Origin of the sequence: Tepidanaerobacter sp. GT38 (assembly GCF_021991635.1) — a bacterium.
GTDB lineage: Bacteria > Bacillota > Thermosediminibacteria > Thermosediminibacterales > Tepidanaerobacteraceae > DTU063.
Genome location: NZ_JAFFJA010000081.1, coordinates 1 through 17,306 on the forward strand (window position 1 = coordinate 1; position 17,306 = coordinate 17,306).

A 17,306-nucleotide genomic window follows, 5' to 3' on the forward strand; every position below is an offset into this window, starting at 1 on the left:
CAGCAGCTTCTCTATGGTAATCACTTTATCGATAGCTTGATTGATAACCCTAAGACGAGTTATCTCTTTTTGAGTCATGTTGAATGTCTCCTCTCTCATACCTGACATTTTATCAGAATAAATTCAACATGACATTATCACAGAATAACAACATCATTAAATTTTAAATTCTTGACAATGAATATTATTTGCAATATACTATATACATATTAGCATGCCAAAGGTGGTGTTGTGTCTATGGTTAATGAAGAAGAGAAGAAACAAAAAATACGTTTAATTGAAGAAAAGTTAAGAGAAAAAGAGTTTAAATTGACTCCGCAAAGAAGAGCAACCCTTGACGTGCTTATTGAAAACCAGTCTAAACATTTAAGCACAGAAGATGTTTATGAGCTTGTAAAGAGCAAGTATCCTAATATAGGTCTTGCAACCATATACAGGACTTTGCAATTGTTTGATGACTTTGATATTGTAAAAAAACTTAATTTCAATGATGGTTGTTATAGATATGAATTAAGCGAAGATGAACGACATCAGCACCACCATTTGATCTGTATTGATTGTGGAAATGTATATGAATTTGATGATGATCTACTTGAACAATTAGAACATAAAATTGAAAAGGACAATGATTTTCAAGTGACAGATCACATGGTTAAATTTTTTGGATATTGTAAAAACTGCAAAAGAGAAGATAAATAATAGAGCCCTAATTGAGTAGGGCTCTATTATTTATGCGCGTTTTCTTAAAAAGATTTTACTTACTTCTGCTGCAATAAATGGCATTACACCGAAAAGAACTATTACATCCCAGTCATATATTGAAAGTTTGACGGTGCCAAATACATCTCTTAAAGCGGGAACATATATTACTACCAAGAGTAACAAAAATGATATAAATGTACCGCCTACCATATATTTGTTGCTGAAAAAGCCTAATTTAAACACCGAGAAGGTTTCTGAACGAGATGTGTATGCTCTTAGTAGCTCACTGAAAATTAGGGTTACAAATGCATAAGTTTGTGCGACTTCTAAACTTGCATTCCTACTGAGTGCAAACGCAAACACACCTAACACTGCCGCTGTCATAAAAGTACTTTGAATACCAATTTGCCATTTCATTCTACTATCCATTATAGGCTCATTGGGATTTCTAGGCGCTTTACTCATTATATCAGGTTCTTTTGCTTCCATTCCTAAAGCAAGGGCAGGAAACGCGTCAGTTAGTAAGTTCAACCACAATAGTTGGATTGGCCTAAGAGGTATTGGCAACCCAACCAGCATTGCTATAAATATAATCAAAATTTCAGCTATATTACATGACAAGAGGAAGAAGATAAATTTACGTATATTTGAGTATATGACTCTACCTTCTTCAACAGCGGCTACTATACTGGCAAAGTTATCATCTGTGAGAATCATTTCAGCAGTTTCTTTTGCCACGTCAGTTCCTGTGATTCCCATAGCAATACCTATGTCAGCTTTTTTAAGTGCTGGTGCATCGTTTACACCATCACCTGTCATGGCGACAATTTGTTTGTTTTGCTTTATAGCATCAACAATTCTAAGTTTGTGAATAGGAGAAACTCGAGCATAGACCGAAACTTGATTGGCAACAGAAATTAATTCTTCATCGCTCATGGAATCAAGTTCGGTTCCTGTTAAAACCCTGGAGCCTTCGTCTATCATGCCTAAATCCCGTGCGATAGCTTCAGCGGTGTCTTTATAATCACCAGTTATCATAACAGGCCTTATGCCGGCCCCTTTGCAGACCTTTATAGCTTCTTTTGCTTCGGGTCTAGCAGGGTCTATCATACCTACAAGGCCTACAAAAATCATATCTTTTTCTATTTCATCAGGATTGGGTTCCTTGGGTATTTCATTTTCTAATTTATAAGCAAAGGCCAATACTCTTAAAGCTTGGGAAGCCATGTGGTGATTTATTTCTAAAATCTGTTTTCTGTCGTCATCTGTAATATTTGATATTGTACCATTTTTTAATATCCTGTTTGATAGATTAAGCATTACATCTGGAGCGCCCTTGATGCAGGCAATATATCCGTCTTCATGAGGATGAAATGTGGTCATTCGCTTGCGGTCAGAGTCAAAGGGTATTTCTTGGAGTCTTGGTTTGGTTTTGTTTAATTCCTCTAAAGATATACCCGCCTTTGTTGCTGCAACTACCAAGCAACCTTCCGTCGGATCGCCTATTATGCGCCAAGTTTTATCTCCGTCAGATCCACTTTCTTCAAGTTTAGCATCATTACACAGTGCGCTTATGGTTAAAAGCATTTTTAAATCTGCATCCGCTAAAGGATCTATTTTTTCATCGTTAAGAGTAAAATCGCCTTGAGGTTTGTAACCTTCTCCAGAAATAGAATAGATTTTTCCATTGACAAACACCTTTTGAGCTGTCATTTCATTTTGAGTTAGTGTCCCAGTTTTATCCGAACATATTACTGTTGTGCTGCCTAGGGTTTCAACTGCATGTAATTTCTTTATTATTGAATTTCTTTTTACCATGCGCTGCATTCCAAGGGCAAGCACTATAGTTACAATAGCAGGTAAACCTTCAGGAATTGCTGCTACTGCCAAGCTGACAGCAGTCATGAACATCTCTAAGATAGGAACTCCTCTAAAAAGGCCTAGCAAGAAAACTATTCCGCAGATAGCGAGACTGGCAATTCCTAAGATTTTTCCTAACTCATCGAGTTTTTTCTGAAGGGGTGTGGTTTCTTCTTCGTAGCTTTCCAGCATCTCAGCTATTAATCCTATTTGAGTATTCATTCCTGTTTCAACAACGATACCTTTACCTCTGCCATAAGTTACTACTGTGCTCATAAAAGCTGAATTGCTTCGGTCTCCCAGCGGAACCTCATCATTGAAAACAATTTCCGCATTTTTTTCAACGGGTACTGATTCGCCGGTGAGAGAAGCTTCTTCTATTTTCAAGTTGACGCTTTCGATAAGCCTTAAGTCTGCAGGAACGTAATTTCCCGCTTCTAAAAGCACCAAATCTCCTGGTACAAGTTCGCGAGCGGGGATTTCCATCATTTTTCCATCTCTTATGACCTTTGCTTCAGGAGCCGCCATTTTTTTTAGAGCTTCTAAAGCTTTATTGGCCCTAAATTCCTGAATAACGCCTAAAGTGGCATTTAAAATTACAATAAGTATTATCACGATAGAATCTGTAACTTCCCCTATAAGTGCCGAAATGACACTTGCACCAATAAGTATTAGCACCAAAAAATCCTGAAATTGGGAAAGCAACATTTGCCAAATGGTTTCTCCTTTTTTGCCGACTAATTCGTTATAGCCGAAAGACTTTAGTCTTTCACTAGCCAGCTCAGAGGAAAGGCCTTTTTCTAAATCAGTATTCAATTTTGTAGATATATCTTGCTTTTTTAATGAATACCATTTAGTTTTTTCCAAGAATTACCCTCCTTATATTTTGTATTAGTAGTATGTGAAAATTGAGATAAATTATTTTTAAAAAATCCACCTCCTTGATAAATACATAAATAATATTATAATAAAGATTATAAATCGTAGCGCAATTTTTAAAAAACAAAAAGACCTTTAATATAATTACATAAATAATTATATTAAAGGTCTCGTCTTCAGATAAATCTGAATGATAAAGCCAGGCAGTAATGCCGAGTTGGTGGCTTTATCAAAATGACTACTCCCCTTTAATTTCCGTATAAAAATATACAGTAAAATCTAAGTAAAGTCAATACCAAAATATTTGACTAGTTGAAGTTGCAAGGTTAAACTAGAACATGATGGTGCAATATAGCCAAAGGAGGTTCTTTATGCTTTTTGTTATATTATTCGCGGCAACTTTATTATTGCTAGGTTATTTACTTGGTCAAGTGAAAATAACTGAGGCAAATAAAGCCAGCTATTTAACTAGAGCCGCTGTGATAGCAACTATTTATGCTCTGATTACGTACTTATTTAAACCTATAAGTTATGGTCCAATTCAAGTAAGAGTATCTGAAGCATTAACATTGCTGCCTCTTATTGAATCTTCAGCTGTTCCGGGCCTTTTCATCGGTTGCTTAATAGCAAATATATTAGGCGGAATGGGGCCGTGGGACATTTATTTTGGCAGTATTATTACACTTATAGCAGCATGTATTACTGCCAAAATGCCTGGTCCTGTATTAGGTTCGCTTCCGCCCATTATTTTAAATGCATTTGGAGTTGCTTATTATTTGTCAATAATTTATGATGTTCCTTACTTATTAACAGCTTTATATATAGGCATAGGTCAGGTAGTATCAGTAGCAGGTTTAGGAATTCCATTGTTTTCTTTTATACAAAGGACAAGCTTAAAAGATTTTTTCAGAAAGGGATAAATAAAGGGGGTGGGCCTTTTGAATATTAAATACCTATACCATCGTTTTATTGAAAGCCGTGCAGTAAAATACATAAGAGACAGGAAGAAAATCATCTCTATTACTATTGTATTTTTTATAATTGTACCTATTATATCTTTAATATGGATTAAAAGCATGCTGTATCCTAAAGATGCAACTAGTACAGCTTTTATTGAATTCGAAGTTGTAAGTGGTAGTAATGCAAACCAACTGGCTGCAAAAATGCATGACCTAGGTATAATAAAAAATCAGTTCGTTTTTAGTTTATATGCAAAGTATACTGGCAAAGATAATAAAATAAAGGCCGGCAAATATCATTTAAGCCCGTCTATGTCTCCTGAAGAAATACTGGATAAGCTAGTTAATGGACAAAGCATCAATGAAGATATAAAAGTTACAATACCTGAGGGCAGTACACTTAAAACTATCGCTGGGATTTTTAGTGAAAAGGGACTTGTCTCTCAAGAAGAATTTTTTGGCTCCCTTCAGATAGACAAATTTAAAAATAAACATTCTATTTTACAGGATTTTCCACCGAATGCTACATTGGAAGGGTTCCTCTTTCCCGATACATACTTTTTGCCCCTGGGCAAAAATGCAGAGTTTTACATAGATATATTGTTAAAGCGCTTTGAGGAAGTTTACTTTGACAAAGTTGACAGTGCTGTAAAACAAAACAATATTGATTTAACGCCTTATGAAGTTGTTACATTAGCTTCAATAGTTGAGGCAGAGGCCAAAGTAGATAGCGAAAGGCCTATAATATCAGCAGTTTTTCAAAACAGGCTAAAACTAGGGATGCCGCTACAATCTTGCGCAACTGTAGCTTATGCTTTAGGTGAACATAAGGCAGAACTATCTCTAGATGACCTTGAAATTGATTCGCCATACAATACTTACAAAGTTAATCATTTACCACCTGGCCCCATAGGAGCACCTGGTTTGTCATCTATGTTAGCAGTCGCAAATCCGGCTGATGTTGATTATCTATTTTTTGTAGCAAAAGGTGATGGAACTCATATTTTTACCAGGACATATTCAGAACATCTTGAAGCTCAAGCAATGGTTGAAAGCAATAAATAGTTTTAGGAATAAAAATCCATCTAAAGGGTATTATACTCTTGGGTGAATACAGGTGGGAAAAAACAAGCGCATCTATGTTTTGCTATTTTCAATTATTACATTGAGTATGATGCTAATTCTTAGACTTTTTTACATTCAAATTGCACAGGGAGATTTTTTTGCTCAAAGTGCTTTTTTACAAAAAACCGGCGATATGGCAGAAAAAGTTAGAGGAGGTATATACGATACAAACGGCGAGTCTTTGACGGGTAACTATACAGCAAGTTTTGCTGTTATTTCCCCTAATTGGTTGTCACTTGAGGAAAAACAACTTCTAGTGGAAAACAATATTTTAGATTCAATTGAAGATAGTAATGTAGAAAATATTCCGGTTACACCCGAAAACTCAAAGATTTTATATAGCCTTATAAATAAGACTCCTGGCCTAGTTATTTATGAAAAAGATGTAAGATACGGCCCAGAAGCTTTAGCTACACATGTGGTTGGCTTTCAAGGTCAAACAGGAATTGAAAAAGCGTTTAATAGTTTTCTTGAAAGTAATATAAAAAATTATTATGTAATAAACGATGGCTTAGGTCAACCAATTGTTGGTATCTCGCTTGCCCAAAATAAAAATAAGGTAAAACCCTGGGGAGTAAAATTAACAATTGATAAAGACATTCAGAAAATCGTTGAAGATATTATGGATAAAAGAATTGAAGCTGGTGCAGTAGTTGTAATTAATGCAAAGTCAGGGGAAATTTTAGCTATGGCCAGCAGACCAAATTATAAACAGTTTAAATTAGACGAATATTTGAAGCAAGAAAATGCTCCCCTAATTAATCGCGCCGTTGAAAGTTATACACCTGGTTCCATATTCAAAATAGTAGTTTTATCTGCTACTCTTGAAGAAAAATTAGCAGATTTAGATGATGTGTTTTTTTGCAATGGCTTTGAGAAAGTAGGGGGAAACATCTTTAAATGTTATAGTTACGAAGATGGCGGTCATGGAGAATTGACCTTAAAAGATGCTTTGGCGTATTCCTGCAATTCAGTTTTTATTCAACTAGGTATGAGATTAGGAAAGGATAAGATTTTAGAGTATGCAAGGCGATTAGGCTTAGGTGAAAAAACTGACATCGGTCTGCCTGAAGAAAAAGACGGAAACATTCCATTAAACGATGAGGTTTTTTATCAAGATATTGGCAATATATCTATAGGTCAAGGCCCTATTGGGATAACACCTGTTCAGGCTGCTCAAATGCTTTTAACAATAGTTAATGATGGGGCTTTAAAAAAACCTGTGTTGATAAAAGAAACAATAGATAGTATGGGGAATACGCAAGTGAATTTGATTTCACACACCGAAGATAAAAAAGTTTTATCAACTGAAACTGCTCAAAAGGTAAAGGAAGCTTTGGAAGCGGCAACTGAATATGGCACTGGGATTAGAGCCAACCCTCAGAATAGCCAAACTATAGGTGGCAAGACGGGCACTGCTGAAATCGAAAATGCTATTTCCCATGCCTGGTTTGTTGGTTATTATCCTGCCGATAAACCTAAAGTAGTTATATCTGTGTTTGTGGAACATGGTGGCTCAGGTTCTGTCGTCGCTGCCCCAGTTTTTAAAGAAATAATTAATCAAATTTCTACAATAATAAATTAAAAATACATGCACATTTTTTAAGCCCAAGTCATATATTATAGGTACCGCACAGGGGGGTGCTTAATATGGCAAATGCCCTGTCAGTCCTAGTGACTCTGGGTATTTTATTTTTTAAGGAAATATTAACATGGTTAGCCTTCATAACAAATTCTACAACATTTCCGCAACCTCTAACACCAGAAGAAGAAGAAAAATATTTAATGCTATACAACGAAGGGAGTGAAGAAGCAAGAAACATTCTTATCGAACATAATTTAAGATTGGTTGCTCATATAGTTAAAAAGTTTGCCAGCACCGGAGAAGATATGGATGATTTAATATCTATAGGTACAATCGGCCTTATAAAAGCAATTACCACTTTCAACCAGAATAAAGGCAACCGTCTTGCTACTTATGCAGCCCGTTGCATTGAAAATGAGATACTTATGAATCTGAGATCAGCTAAAAAAATTAAGGCTGAAGTTTCATTGCAAGATCCTATTGGAATAGATAAAGAAGGAAATGAGATTTCACTTATTGACGTATTAGGGACTGATACTGATGCGGTTACAGATGAAATTGCGAAAAAGTTTCAACAGGAAAAATTACATGAAAAAATTAAGACAGCCTTAAAAAGCAGAGAGCGAAAAGTTATAGAGCTTCGCTATGGCCTTATAAACGGAGCTACTAAAACTCAGAGGGAAATAGCTAAGTTGTTAGGAATATCTAGGTCTTACGTGTCTAGAATCGAAAAGAGAGCAATAAAAAAGTTGTGTAAAGAGATGCTTTCTGACAGTTGAAAATAGCTTATTAATAATATAATATATAATACAAAAACTTTTATTAAACGAGGCGAGCTATGCTGAATTTATTTTGCCCTGATTTATATATTAAAGATATCTATGAGTTGGATTTAAATCTCATTAAGCAAAAAAGTATCAAAGGCATATTAATCGATTTAGATAACACTTTACTTCCCTGGGATTCAAAATGTATTGAAGATAAGATGATAAACTGGACAAAGCAATGTTTGAATGAAGGTTTATCTCTTTGTATCATATCAAATAACAAGTATGATCGTATAAAATACTGTTCTGAACTCTTGGAAATTCCTGCAGTGTTTGGTTCGCTAAAACCATTTAAAGCTGCATTTAAAAAGGGTATGGATATTTTAGGGACGCAGCCAGAGCAAACGGCAGTAGTTGGTGACCAAATATTTACTGATATTTTTGGTGCAAAGCGAATGGGTTTATATGCTATTTTAGTGAAACCACTGAGCGACCGAGAGTTTTACTGGACAAGAGTAATGAGGATATTGGAACGACGGCTTTTAAAAATATTAGAGAGCAAAAAATTAATCTAACTAACAGATTTATTTTTGGGGGGATGTTAGTGGAATTGTTGACAATAAACAAAGAAATGCCCCACTTCTTAGCGTTTAATTTGCATGAACCTTTTGTTTTAATAAATGAATTAAAAAAGATTGTAAAAGATTTGAAACAGAAAAATCCCAATTTAAATAACTACCGTCTAATGGATGTAGGTTTTACTGCGAACAAAAAAGATATATCACAAATGAGACTGTATTTTATCAAAAAAAGCCTATAGGGCTTTTTTTTAATGTCTTTTTTAATGTCAAGACAGGAAGGATTTTCTAGAAAATTGTTGAATAGTAGTATATACAAAATCAAGGAGTGAGCTAAAGAGTTTATGAAAAGCCTTGAAGATTACTTGCTGCAGGGAAATTATTTGACACAAGCAGATTTAAAAAAAGCTAAAGAAATACAACTTAAAACGGATAAAAGATTAGATGAAATAATAATTGAAGAAGGTTTTATGACAGACAGTGAACTGACAGAAATTTTGGCCATTATTACTAGTTTGCCTCGTGTAAATTTAAATAAATTGTATATTAGTCCCGATGTAGTGCAGTTGGTGCCGGAGTATTTAGCGAGAAAACACACAGTTTTACCCATAAAAAAAGATGGGAATACATTATTTGTGGCGCTAAGCAATCCTTTCAATATATTTGCAATTGATGATATTAAACTTGCAACAAATTATAATATACAGGTTGTTATAGCCAGCAGAAAGGAAATTCAAAAGGCTATTGATCTACATTATAAATTTCATTCAAACTCTGCAGCAAGTATAATAAAAGATGATAATCAAAGAGATATTGACAATGAATTTGAGGTAGCGGAAAAGGCACCTATTATTAAACTTGTCAATACGATTATACAACAAGCGGTCATAAAAAATGCCAGCGATATTCATATAGAACCTGATGAAAAAAATGTGCGCATAAGATACAGGCTAGATGGTGAGCTAGTACAGATAATGCTTATCAACAAAGCTTTGCTGCAACCGATTTTAACGCGTATAAAAATAATGGCAGGTCTTGACATTACAAAGAGGAGATTTTTCCAGGATGGAAGTTTTAGACTGACTATAAACGGACACATTGTTGATTTTAGAGTATCTACGGTTCCTACTGTAAACGGTGAGAAAGCTGTAATCAGGATATTAAATCGCGATAAGTTTTTGCTCAAAATTCAGCAGTTGGGATTTAACGCAAGTCAAATAAAAAATATATATAAAATGTTGAACTTGCCTTATGGTATGATTCTTGTCTGCGGTCCAACTGGGAGCGGTAAAACTACTACACTTTATTCTATGCTTAACTATATTAATAAACCGAATAAAAATATAGTAACCCTTGAGGACCCCGTTGAATTTGCTTTACCAGGCATCAATCAAGTTCAAATAAATCCCAAGACTGGTATAACATTTGCTAGCGGGTTACGAGCTATTTTAAGGCAAGATCCCAATATAATTATGGTTGGCGAAATAAGAGATAAAGAAACCGCAGATATTGCTATTAGGGCAGCACTAACTGGCCATTTAGTATTTTCAACGTTACATACTAATAATGCATCAGGTGCCATTGTTAGATTGCTAGACATGGGAGTAGAATCTTACCTTTTGGCTTCTTGCCTTGTAGGAATTATTTCTCAAAGATTAGTGCGGAAAATATGTAAAAAATGTAAAGAAAAATATACTTCATCAGAAATCGAGAGGACATTTTTGGGGTTTAAAGGTCGAAAGCTTAAACTTTTTAGGGGCAAAGGGTGTGATTTTTGCAGTTACACCGGTTACAATGGTCGCACAGTTATAGGTGAAATAATAAATATTCATTCGGCGCACCGTCGGTTGATTTCAAAAAAGGCTTCATCACAAGAAATTGATAGAGTTTCCCGTAAACTCGGTTATAAAAATATCAAAGAAAATGGTATAGAGCTTATTAAAAAAGGCGTTACAACCACAGAAGAATTGATGGGATTGCTTTTTAAGTAAATTCCTATAAAGGGCTGATATTGATGGCACTTTATTATTACAAAGGGAGAAGTTTTGGTGGTGAAGAAATTAGTGGTCTACTAAACACAGAAAATATGTATTTAGTTGCAAAAAGAATAAAAGATCGAGGTTTTGTGCCAGTTAAGATTAGAGAAGTAAACACAAACAGTTTTTTATATCTGCTAATGGCTTTTTTTAAAAGACCAAGTCCTAACGAATTGGCAGTTTTCTGTAGACAATTTGGAGCAATGATAGAAGCTGGTGCAGATATTATAGAAAGCTTAAATTTCATTATCAACAAAACGCAAAATAGGAAAATGCGCAATATTTTTATAGATATTAATTGGCATATAAAATGCGGTTATTCTTTAGCAGATGCCTTAAAAAACTATCCCTATGTATTTTCTGAAGTTTTTGTTGCTATGATTGAAGCAGGAGAAGCTTCAGGAAACTTGAGTGCTATTTTTGAAATGCTTTCTGGTTATTATTCTGATATTGCAAGGCGAAGTGAAAAAGTAAAAAATGTATTGGCATATCCTTGTATACTGGGAATAACATCATTTGTGGTTATAATTTTTTTAACAATAAAAGTTTTGCCGGTTTATGCCAATATATATTCTTCCTTTGGAGCTAAACTGCCAAGGTCCACGCAAATGCTCATGTGGATAAGTTCACATATTGCGCAAATTTTTATAATAGCCTTGTTGCTGTTATTTGCATTGTTGCCTATTTTATCGCGATGCATCAAATCAGAAAGATTATCTTATCAACTAGATAAATTAATGCTTTCTATTCCTTTTGTCAGTGAATTAGTAAAAAAGGATTTGTCTGCTAGAATAATGCGGGTTCTATATATTTTAGTTTCAAGTGGAATACCTATTTTAAATGCAATAGAAATAGCTGCGGGCACAGTAAAAAACCGCGTTATGATAAGAGAACTTCAAAAAATGATGATAGGTTTGAGTCAAGGAAAGAATTTGTCTGAAGTTTTAAGCGAGAAAGTTTTTCCGCCAATCATGACAAAAATGGTAGCAACAGGAGAAGAAGCAGGTGTTTTAGAAAAAACCTTAGGTATGGTTGCTTTAATGCATGAAAATGATGTAGATATTTTGCAAGAAAGATTGATGGCACTTATGGAACCTGTAATTATTATTGTATTTACAATTATTACTGCTTTTATCGTTGTATCAATGGTAATGCCCATGTTTGAAATATATAAGCTATTTTAGCAGGGATTGTATATGTATAAAAGTAAAAATGTGCATAAAATTAACGGTTTTACTTTAATCGAAATAGTATTAGTAATAGCAATACTTGGCTTATTGTCTGTAGTAGCTATTCCTAACTTTAAAAATACACTTGCCAAATACAAATTAGAAACAGCTGCCAAAGAACTTGCTCAAAATATAAGGGTAACTCAGCAAAAATCCATAACTAAAGGTGTTTCTTGTAAAATAGTGCTGGATCTAAATCGTAAAGACAATTATATAATGATGTCAGGCAGTCGAGGAAAAATGATAAAATTGCCACCAGGAGTGCGTTTAGATTGGACAACTTATTCTGAAGTTGATAAGACCATAGCGTTTTATCCAACAGGAGCCCCTAATAGAGGAGGCACTATAGCCATTACAAACGGTAGAGATACACTTTATGTTATCGTTTCAGTATCTACGGGCAGGGTAAGAATTGGGTATACCCCTCCATAACTTTATTTAAAAATTACAACTATATTTTTACATATTAGGAGAAATATCATGCGTAATAAGGGATTTACGCTTATTGAAATTATTATATCTGTAACTGTTTTAGCTTTAATCGCAGTTCCTGTCAGCACATTATTATCTCAAAGTTTATTTTCCAACATAAAAAGTAAAGAAATATTGATTGCAACAACATTAGCTCAAGAAAAAATCGAGGAATTAAAAGCCCTTTCATTCGATCAAGTTTTATTAAAACTTGGCACTCATATAGAAGAAAACATAAAGTTTGATGATTTATATTTTGAAAGAAGTGTACAAATCCAACTTGAAGAACCAAATCTTATAAAAATAATAGTGAAGGTACATGGTAATAATGGGGTGGTACATATTGCTACGTACCGTGGCAACTACTAAAAATTCCAAAGGATTTACGCTTATCGAAATAATAGTCTCATTGGGCCTGTTAAGCTTAATTTTAACTGCCACTTTTGCTATGGTCAGTATAGCAGAAAAAGCTTACAAGCGCGAAGATTTCAGACTTTATGCACAGCAAAATGTAAGACAAGCTTTCCTGTGGCTTTCTTCAGCCTTAAGACAGGCCAGGATTGTTGAAGTAATATCTGAAAACGAAATTAAAATAACCACCGCTGCTGGAGAACAAATAATATTTTATTTTCAAAATGGAGTTCTATATAGAAAAAGAAACGCCGGTACGAACCCTATAGCTGAATTGAGCGATTTAAAATTTATTCAATCTACGAATGACTATATAGAGATGTTGCTATCAGTAAGTGTTCCATTTGAAAAATTGACTATAAAAACTAAAGTAACCCCTTTTGGAACCTGGATAAAGTAAAAAACACCTTGGTGGTGAAAAAATGTTTTTTAAGTCCTCATATTTGGGAATAGATATTAGGGCTGATAACATTAGAGTTGCTCATTTAGTAAAAAGGGGAAATAAAAACATAATAAAAGGGCTTTATGAAATTGAAAATCCGCTAGGCACCACAGTTTTTAAAACTCAGCAAGAACAATTTGCAATTAAACAAGTCCTAGCAGAAATTAAGCAAAGGTTATCCTCAAATAGCGTGGTTATTGGAGTTTCTAGCAATTATGCTGCATTTAGATATGTCAATTTTCCTTTATTAAACAAAAAAGAGTTAAAAGAAGCTATATTTTGGGAAATGCAGGAATTTGATACTATCTTTAGTGATGAATACATAAGTGATTATGAGATACTAGAAGAACAAAAAAATATCTGTCGTGTTTTATTGGTAGCAGTTCCCAAAAATTTAATAATGACTTACACTAAAATCTTAACTGAAGCAGGATTTAACATAAGGGCAATAGATGTATATCCTCTTGCTAATGCACGTGTATTAAAAACTGAAAAAAAGACCGATGTATCGGCAATTATAGACTTAGGTGTTACACACAGCGAAATTACCATTGTAGAAAATGGCATATTAATTTTAAATAGGAATCTTGATTTTCCCTCTAATATCTCCTTTGAAAATTTTCTACAAGAAATCTCTAGAATTTTTAATTTTTATTTTTTGCAAAGCAAAAAGTCCCCGATTGATAAAATAATATTGTTAGGGAAAAACAGTGCATTAAAGGAAGTTTTTAGGAACTATTTTAAAATTGATACTTATTTAGGAAACGAATTAGAATGTAACTTTATTGTTGAAAATCATTCAAATATAGAAAACCCAATGGATTTTTTCAGTGCTATAGGTTTTGGTTTACGAGGTTAGACTATGCATAAATTAAATCTTCTTCCTAAAGAAATTTTAGTCGTACAAAACAAAAAGAGACTAAGCCTTTTTTGTATATTAGCAGGCGGCATTTTGTTAGTTTTATTAATAGTTATTATTATAACCACCAGCAATTCGATACTATTTTTAGAAGATGAAATTTTAAAAGCACATCAAGATATTGCTAAAATAAAGTCTAAAATCCAAATTAACAGCGACATTCAGAAAATATTAAATGACTTTGAAAAAAGACAGAAGATTTATAATGATGTATTTAAAAATAAAACAAATTATTCTACAACAATCAATTGTATAGTTGATTTAGTCCCAAACGAAGTAAGCATAATTTACATAGGTATAGAAGAATCCGGTAGGATTAAAATCAGTGGATATACTCCCAGGCATGTTTATGTTTCACGGTTAATGGAAGATTTAAAAACTATAGATGGCGTATTAGATGTATTACTAGGTTTTACGCGTTTTACGGAATTTAGATATGATGTAAAACATAATTATGCTTTTGAAATAATTGTTGAACTGTCAAAGGAAAGATTGCAATGAGAAAATACTTAGGTGGTTTTAGGAGATCTGTTACAAAGAGAGAGCTGGTGTTGATTTTTTTGTTGGTCATCAGTTTTATTTTTTTTAGCGTATCCTTTGCAATTGTGCCTAGGATAATTAAACTAAACAGTTTAGAAAACCAGCTCAGTGAACTCAACAAAGAAAAATCATCATATGAAAAATTATACAGAAAATATCTAAATTACGATGAAATTTTGGGTAAATATACCGACTTGCTGAAAAGTGTGCCTGGAAATAACGACCTGTCAAAGTTTATCGGGGAACTTGAAGTATGGGGAGAACAACTAGAAATCACCATAATTTCAATATTGCCCCAAGACATAATAACAGAGAACTTTTCAGAAATTGAAGTCAATATAGTTCCTTGTGAAATAACAATTGGTGGAGAGTTTGATTCGCTAATAAGTTTTCTTGATAAGCTAGAAAGCTGTTCCCGAATTTCCCAAGTTAATGAATTGCGATTAACAAAAATTGAGGATATATCAAATTCAAATTTTCCGTGGACCCTTACTGTTAAAGTCAACCTATACTATTTTCCTCAAACAACTTAACAGCAAACTTCAAACTCTATTCAAATAAAAGGAAATATGGTAATATTATTAGGGAATAATTATAAACTCTGGGGGAAATACTCACAATAGCAACTTTACAGGATATCTATATTTCAAAGGGGGGGTTACTTGTTTCAGGTTCGCGTTAATAATTTAGCAAAAAAACTCTCTGAGAACAATTTAGAAGGACTAATTGTAAGTAAGCCTGAGAATATTTATTATATATCCGGTTTTTCAGGAGAAGGCATAGCAATAATAACTGGCTCCCAAAATTATATTATTACTGACTTTAGATATTCTGAGCAAGCAAAACATGAGACAAGTTTTGAAGTAGTAGAAATAGGCTCTGGCGTTTCTCATTTTTCGATTGCCCACAATATTATAAAAGAATTAGGCTTACTGACTATTGGATTTGAACGTCATTCACTTACTGTCAAAGAGTATGATAATCTGATCTCTCATTTTAAAAATATAAAATTACTGAAGACTGATGGGTTAATAGAAGAGCTAAGAATCATTAAAGACGAAAATGAAATAACCTTTATAAAAAATGCTCAAAAAATAACTGATAAGGCTTTTGAACATATTTTAGGTTTTATCAAACCTGGAGAAAGTGAACTAGATTTAGTAGCTGAATTAGAGTACTTTATGAAAAAAAGTGGCTCAAAGAAAGTAGCTTTTGAGACAATATTAATTTCAGGTCCTAAAACGTCATTGCCCCATGGAATACCTTCAGAACGCAAATTACAATATGGAGATTTTGTTACTATAGATTTTGGTGCTCGTTTCAATGGATATTGTTCTGATATGACAAGAACTATCGTAATTGGTAAACCCTCAGAGCAACAGCAGTCAATTTATAATACTGTCCTTCGCGCACAAATAAAGGCTTTAGAGTTAATAAAGCCAGGGTTAAAGGGTAAAGATATTGACTATGTTGCCAGAGACTATATTTCTGAGCAAGGTTATGGTAAAAACTTTGGCCATGGATTAGGTCATGGTGTAGGGTTGGAGATTCATGAAGAGCCTAGATTATCTCCCAAAAGCGAAAGTACACTCTTGCCGGGCATGGTTGTAACAGTCGAACCTGGGATTTACATAGAAAAGTTTGGCGGGGTAAGGATAGAAGACATGATTGTATTAACCGAAAACGGGTGTGAAAATTTAACTCATAGTGAAAAAAGATTAATTTGCTTATAATTGGAGGTGTTTTTATTGATATCAACTAATGATTTAAGAACAGGAGTAACAGTGGAAATCGACGGCGATGTTTACATGGTAGTTGATTTTCAGCATGTAAAGCCGGGAAAAGGAGCCGCCTTTGTTAGAACGAAAATAAAGAATATAAAGACAGGACAAGTTTTTGAAAGAAACTTTAGAGCAGGCGAAAAGCTCAACCGCGCTATGGTAGAAAGAAAGACCATGCAGTATTTATATTCTGAAGGTAACGTATACTATTTTATGGATACCCAAACCTATGAACAGATACCTCTTATCGAAGATCAAATGGGGGATGCCATAAAATACTTGAAAGAAAATATGGAAGTTATGGTTATGTTTTATGATGGGGTGTCCATTGGAATAGAACTGCCTACTTTTGTAGAACTTGAGGTAACTCAAACTGAGCCAGGATTTAAGGGTGATACAGCAACAGGTGGTTCTAAACCTGCTACTTTGGAGACTGGTCTGACAGTCCAAGTGCCTCTGTTTATAAACATCGGTGATGTAATAAGAGTAGATACAAGAACAGGGGAGTATTTAAGTAGAGTGTAACTTATGAAAGGAGGAATGACTATGCATGATATCAGGTTAAAAGTGTCTTATGTGAAGGGCCTTGCTGAAGGTCTTGAAATCCAAGACAGCAAACTTAAAAAGGTATTTTCAGAGATAATAGATGTCTTGGATGAAATGGCAGAAGCAATTGAGGACTTAGATATGGCTATTGATGAAACTCAGGAATACGTAGAGTCCATTGATGAAGATCTTGGAGAATTAGAAGATGATTTTTATTGTGACGAAGAAGATGATGAAGAATATGATGAATACGATGATGATGAATATTATGACGATGAGTATGAGTATGATTTTGACGATGAAGATTTTCTAGAAGCAGATTGCCCAAAGTGTCATGAAACAGTGTATATTGATAAAGATTTTGTAGTAGATGGCAAAGCAGAATGTCCTAATTGCAAAACTGAAATAGAATTTGATGAAAGCGAATAAAAACAAAAAAAACTGCTTTAAGGTGTAATGATATGCTCCCTTTGGAG

The 17,306-nt window shown here is 33.9% G+C and carries 19 protein-coding genes; 18 read left to right on the forward strand and 1 reads right to left on the reverse strand.

Annotation, left to right across the window (positions count from 1 at the left end; translation table 11 throughout):
• Nucleotides 1–237 precede the first annotated feature (237 nt).
• A complete protein-coding gene (locus tag JT739_RS10335; RefSeq protein ID WP_237661041.1) occupies nt 238–699 on the forward strand; it encodes a Fur family transcriptional regulator in 462 nt (153 codons plus the stop codon).
• 30 nt (nt 700–729) lie between these two features.
• Here the strand turns inward: JT739_RS10335 and JT739_RS10340 are convergent, their stop codons facing one another.
• On the reverse strand, nt 730–3,429 hold the full coding sequence (locus JT739_RS10340; RefSeq protein WP_237661042.1) for a calcium-transporting P-type ATPase, PMR1-type: 2,700 nt from the start codon (nt 3,427–3,429) through the stop codon (nt 730–732).
• Nucleotides 3,430–3,812: 383 nt separating this feature from the next.
• On the opposite strand from JT739_RS10340, the gene JT739_RS10345 reads away from it, so the two are divergent.
• The 17 genes from JT739_RS10345 to JT739_RS10425 all read left to right on the forward strand — a co-directional run bounded on the left by JT739_RS10345 (nt 3,813) and on the right by JT739_RS10425 (nt 17,259).
• Nucleotides 3,813–4,361, forward strand: coding sequence for a QueT transporter family protein (locus JT739_RS10345; protein WP_237661043.1), 549 nt, complete (start codon nt 3,813–3,815; stop codon nt 4,359–4,361).
• An 18-nt stretch (nt 4,362–4,379) separates the two neighbouring features.
• Nucleotides 4,380–5,465: an endolytic transglycosylase MltG gene (gene mltG / locus JT739_RS10350; protein ID WP_237661044.1), complete on the forward strand. Its 1,086-nt coding sequence runs from the start codon at nt 4,380–4,382 to the stop codon at nt 5,463–5,465.
• Between the two features lie 52 nt (nt 5,466–5,517).
• Nucleotides 5,518–7,110: a penicillin-binding protein 2 gene (locus JT739_RS10355; protein WP_237661045.1), complete on the forward strand. Its 1,593-nt coding sequence runs from the start codon at nt 5,518–5,520 to the stop codon at nt 7,108–7,110.
• Nucleotides 7,111–7,175: 65 nt separating this feature from the next.
• On the forward strand, nt 7,176–7,889 hold the full coding sequence (gene sigK / locus JT739_RS10360; RefSeq protein ID WP_237661046.1) for an RNA polymerase sporulation sigma factor SigK: 714 nt from the start codon (nt 7,176–7,178) through the stop codon (nt 7,887–7,889).
• 59 nt (nt 7,890–7,948) lie between these two features.
• Complete coding sequence (locus JT739_RS10365; protein ID WP_237661047.1) at nt 7,949–8,452, forward strand: YqeG family HAD IIIA-type phosphatase; 504 nt, start codon at nt 7,949–7,951, stop codon at nt 8,450–8,452.
• Nucleotides 8,453–8,481: 29 nt separating this feature from the next.
• Complete coding sequence (locus JT739_RS10370; RefSeq protein WP_237661048.1) at nt 8,482–8,697, forward strand: hypothetical protein; 216 nt, start codon at nt 8,482–8,484, stop codon at nt 8,695–8,697.
• A 102-nt stretch (nt 8,698–8,799) separates the two neighbouring features.
• Nucleotides 8,800–10,446 (forward strand): GspE/PulE family protein, encoded by a 1,647-nt coding sequence (locus JT739_RS10375; protein ID WP_237661049.1) that lies wholly within the window; start codon nt 8,800–8,802, stop codon nt 10,444–10,446.
• A 23-nt stretch (nt 10,447–10,469) separates the two neighbouring features.
• Nucleotides 10,470–11,675, forward strand: coding sequence for a type II secretion system F family protein (locus JT739_RS10380; protein WP_237661050.1), 1,206 nt, complete (start codon nt 10,470–10,472; stop codon nt 11,673–11,675).
• 12 nt (nt 11,676–11,687) lie between these two features.
• Nucleotides 11,688–12,152, forward strand: coding sequence for a prepilin-type N-terminal cleavage/methylation domain-containing protein (locus JT739_RS10385; protein WP_237661051.1), 465 nt, complete (start codon nt 11,688–11,690; stop codon nt 12,150–12,152).
• A gap of 48 nt (nt 12,153–12,200) precedes the next feature.
• Nucleotides 12,201–12,560 (forward strand): prepilin-type N-terminal cleavage/methylation domain-containing protein, encoded by a 360-nt coding sequence (locus tag JT739_RS10390; RefSeq protein WP_237661052.1) that lies wholly within the window; start codon nt 12,201–12,203, stop codon nt 12,558–12,560.
• The gene (locus JT739_RS10395) at nt 12,535–13,002 is read left to right on the forward strand and encodes a PilW family protein (RefSeq protein ID WP_237661053.1); all 468 of its coding nucleotides are present in this window, start codon (nt 12,535–12,537) and stop codon (nt 13,000–13,002) included. The genes JT739_RS10390 and JT739_RS10395 overlap by 26 nt, the downstream gene beginning before the upstream one ends.
• A 22-nt stretch (nt 13,003–13,024) precedes the next feature.
• Nucleotides 13,025–13,903, forward strand: a complete 879-nt coding sequence (gene pilM, locus JT739_RS10400; protein ID WP_237661054.1) for a type IV pilus biogenesis protein PilM — start codon at nt 13,025–13,027, stop codon at nt 13,901–13,903.
• A 3-nt stretch (nt 13,904–13,906) separates the two neighbouring features.
• The gene (locus tag JT739_RS10405) at nt 13,907–14,464 is read left to right on the forward strand and encodes a PilN domain-containing protein (protein ID WP_237661055.1); all 558 of its coding nucleotides are present in this window, start codon (nt 13,907–13,909) and stop codon (nt 14,462–14,464) included.
• Nucleotides 14,461–15,036: a type 4a pilus biogenesis protein PilO gene (gene pilO / locus JT739_RS10410; protein ID WP_237661056.1), complete on the forward strand. Its 576-nt coding sequence runs from the start codon at nt 14,461–14,463 to the stop codon at nt 15,034–15,036. The genes JT739_RS10405 and pilO overlap by 4 nt, the downstream gene beginning before the upstream one ends.
• A 129-nt stretch (nt 15,037–15,165) precedes the next feature.
• Entirely contained in the window at nt 15,166–16,236 is a 1,071-nt protein-coding gene (locus tag JT739_RS10415) for a Xaa-Pro peptidase family protein (protein WP_237661057.1), read from the forward strand.
• A gap of 15 nt (nt 16,237–16,251) precedes the next feature.
• Nucleotides 16,252–16,809 (forward strand): elongation factor P, encoded by a 558-nt coding sequence (gene efp / locus JT739_RS10420; protein WP_237661058.1) that lies wholly within the window; start codon nt 16,252–16,254, stop codon nt 16,807–16,809.
• Between the two features lie 21 nt (nt 16,810–16,830).
• The gene (locus tag JT739_RS10425; RefSeq protein ID WP_237661059.1) at nt 16,831–17,259 is read left to right on the forward strand and encodes a CD1247 N-terminal domain-containing protein; all 429 of its coding nucleotides are present in this window, start codon (nt 16,831–16,833) and stop codon (nt 17,257–17,259) included.
• The last annotated feature ends 47 nt before the right edge of the window (nt 17,260–17,306 follow it).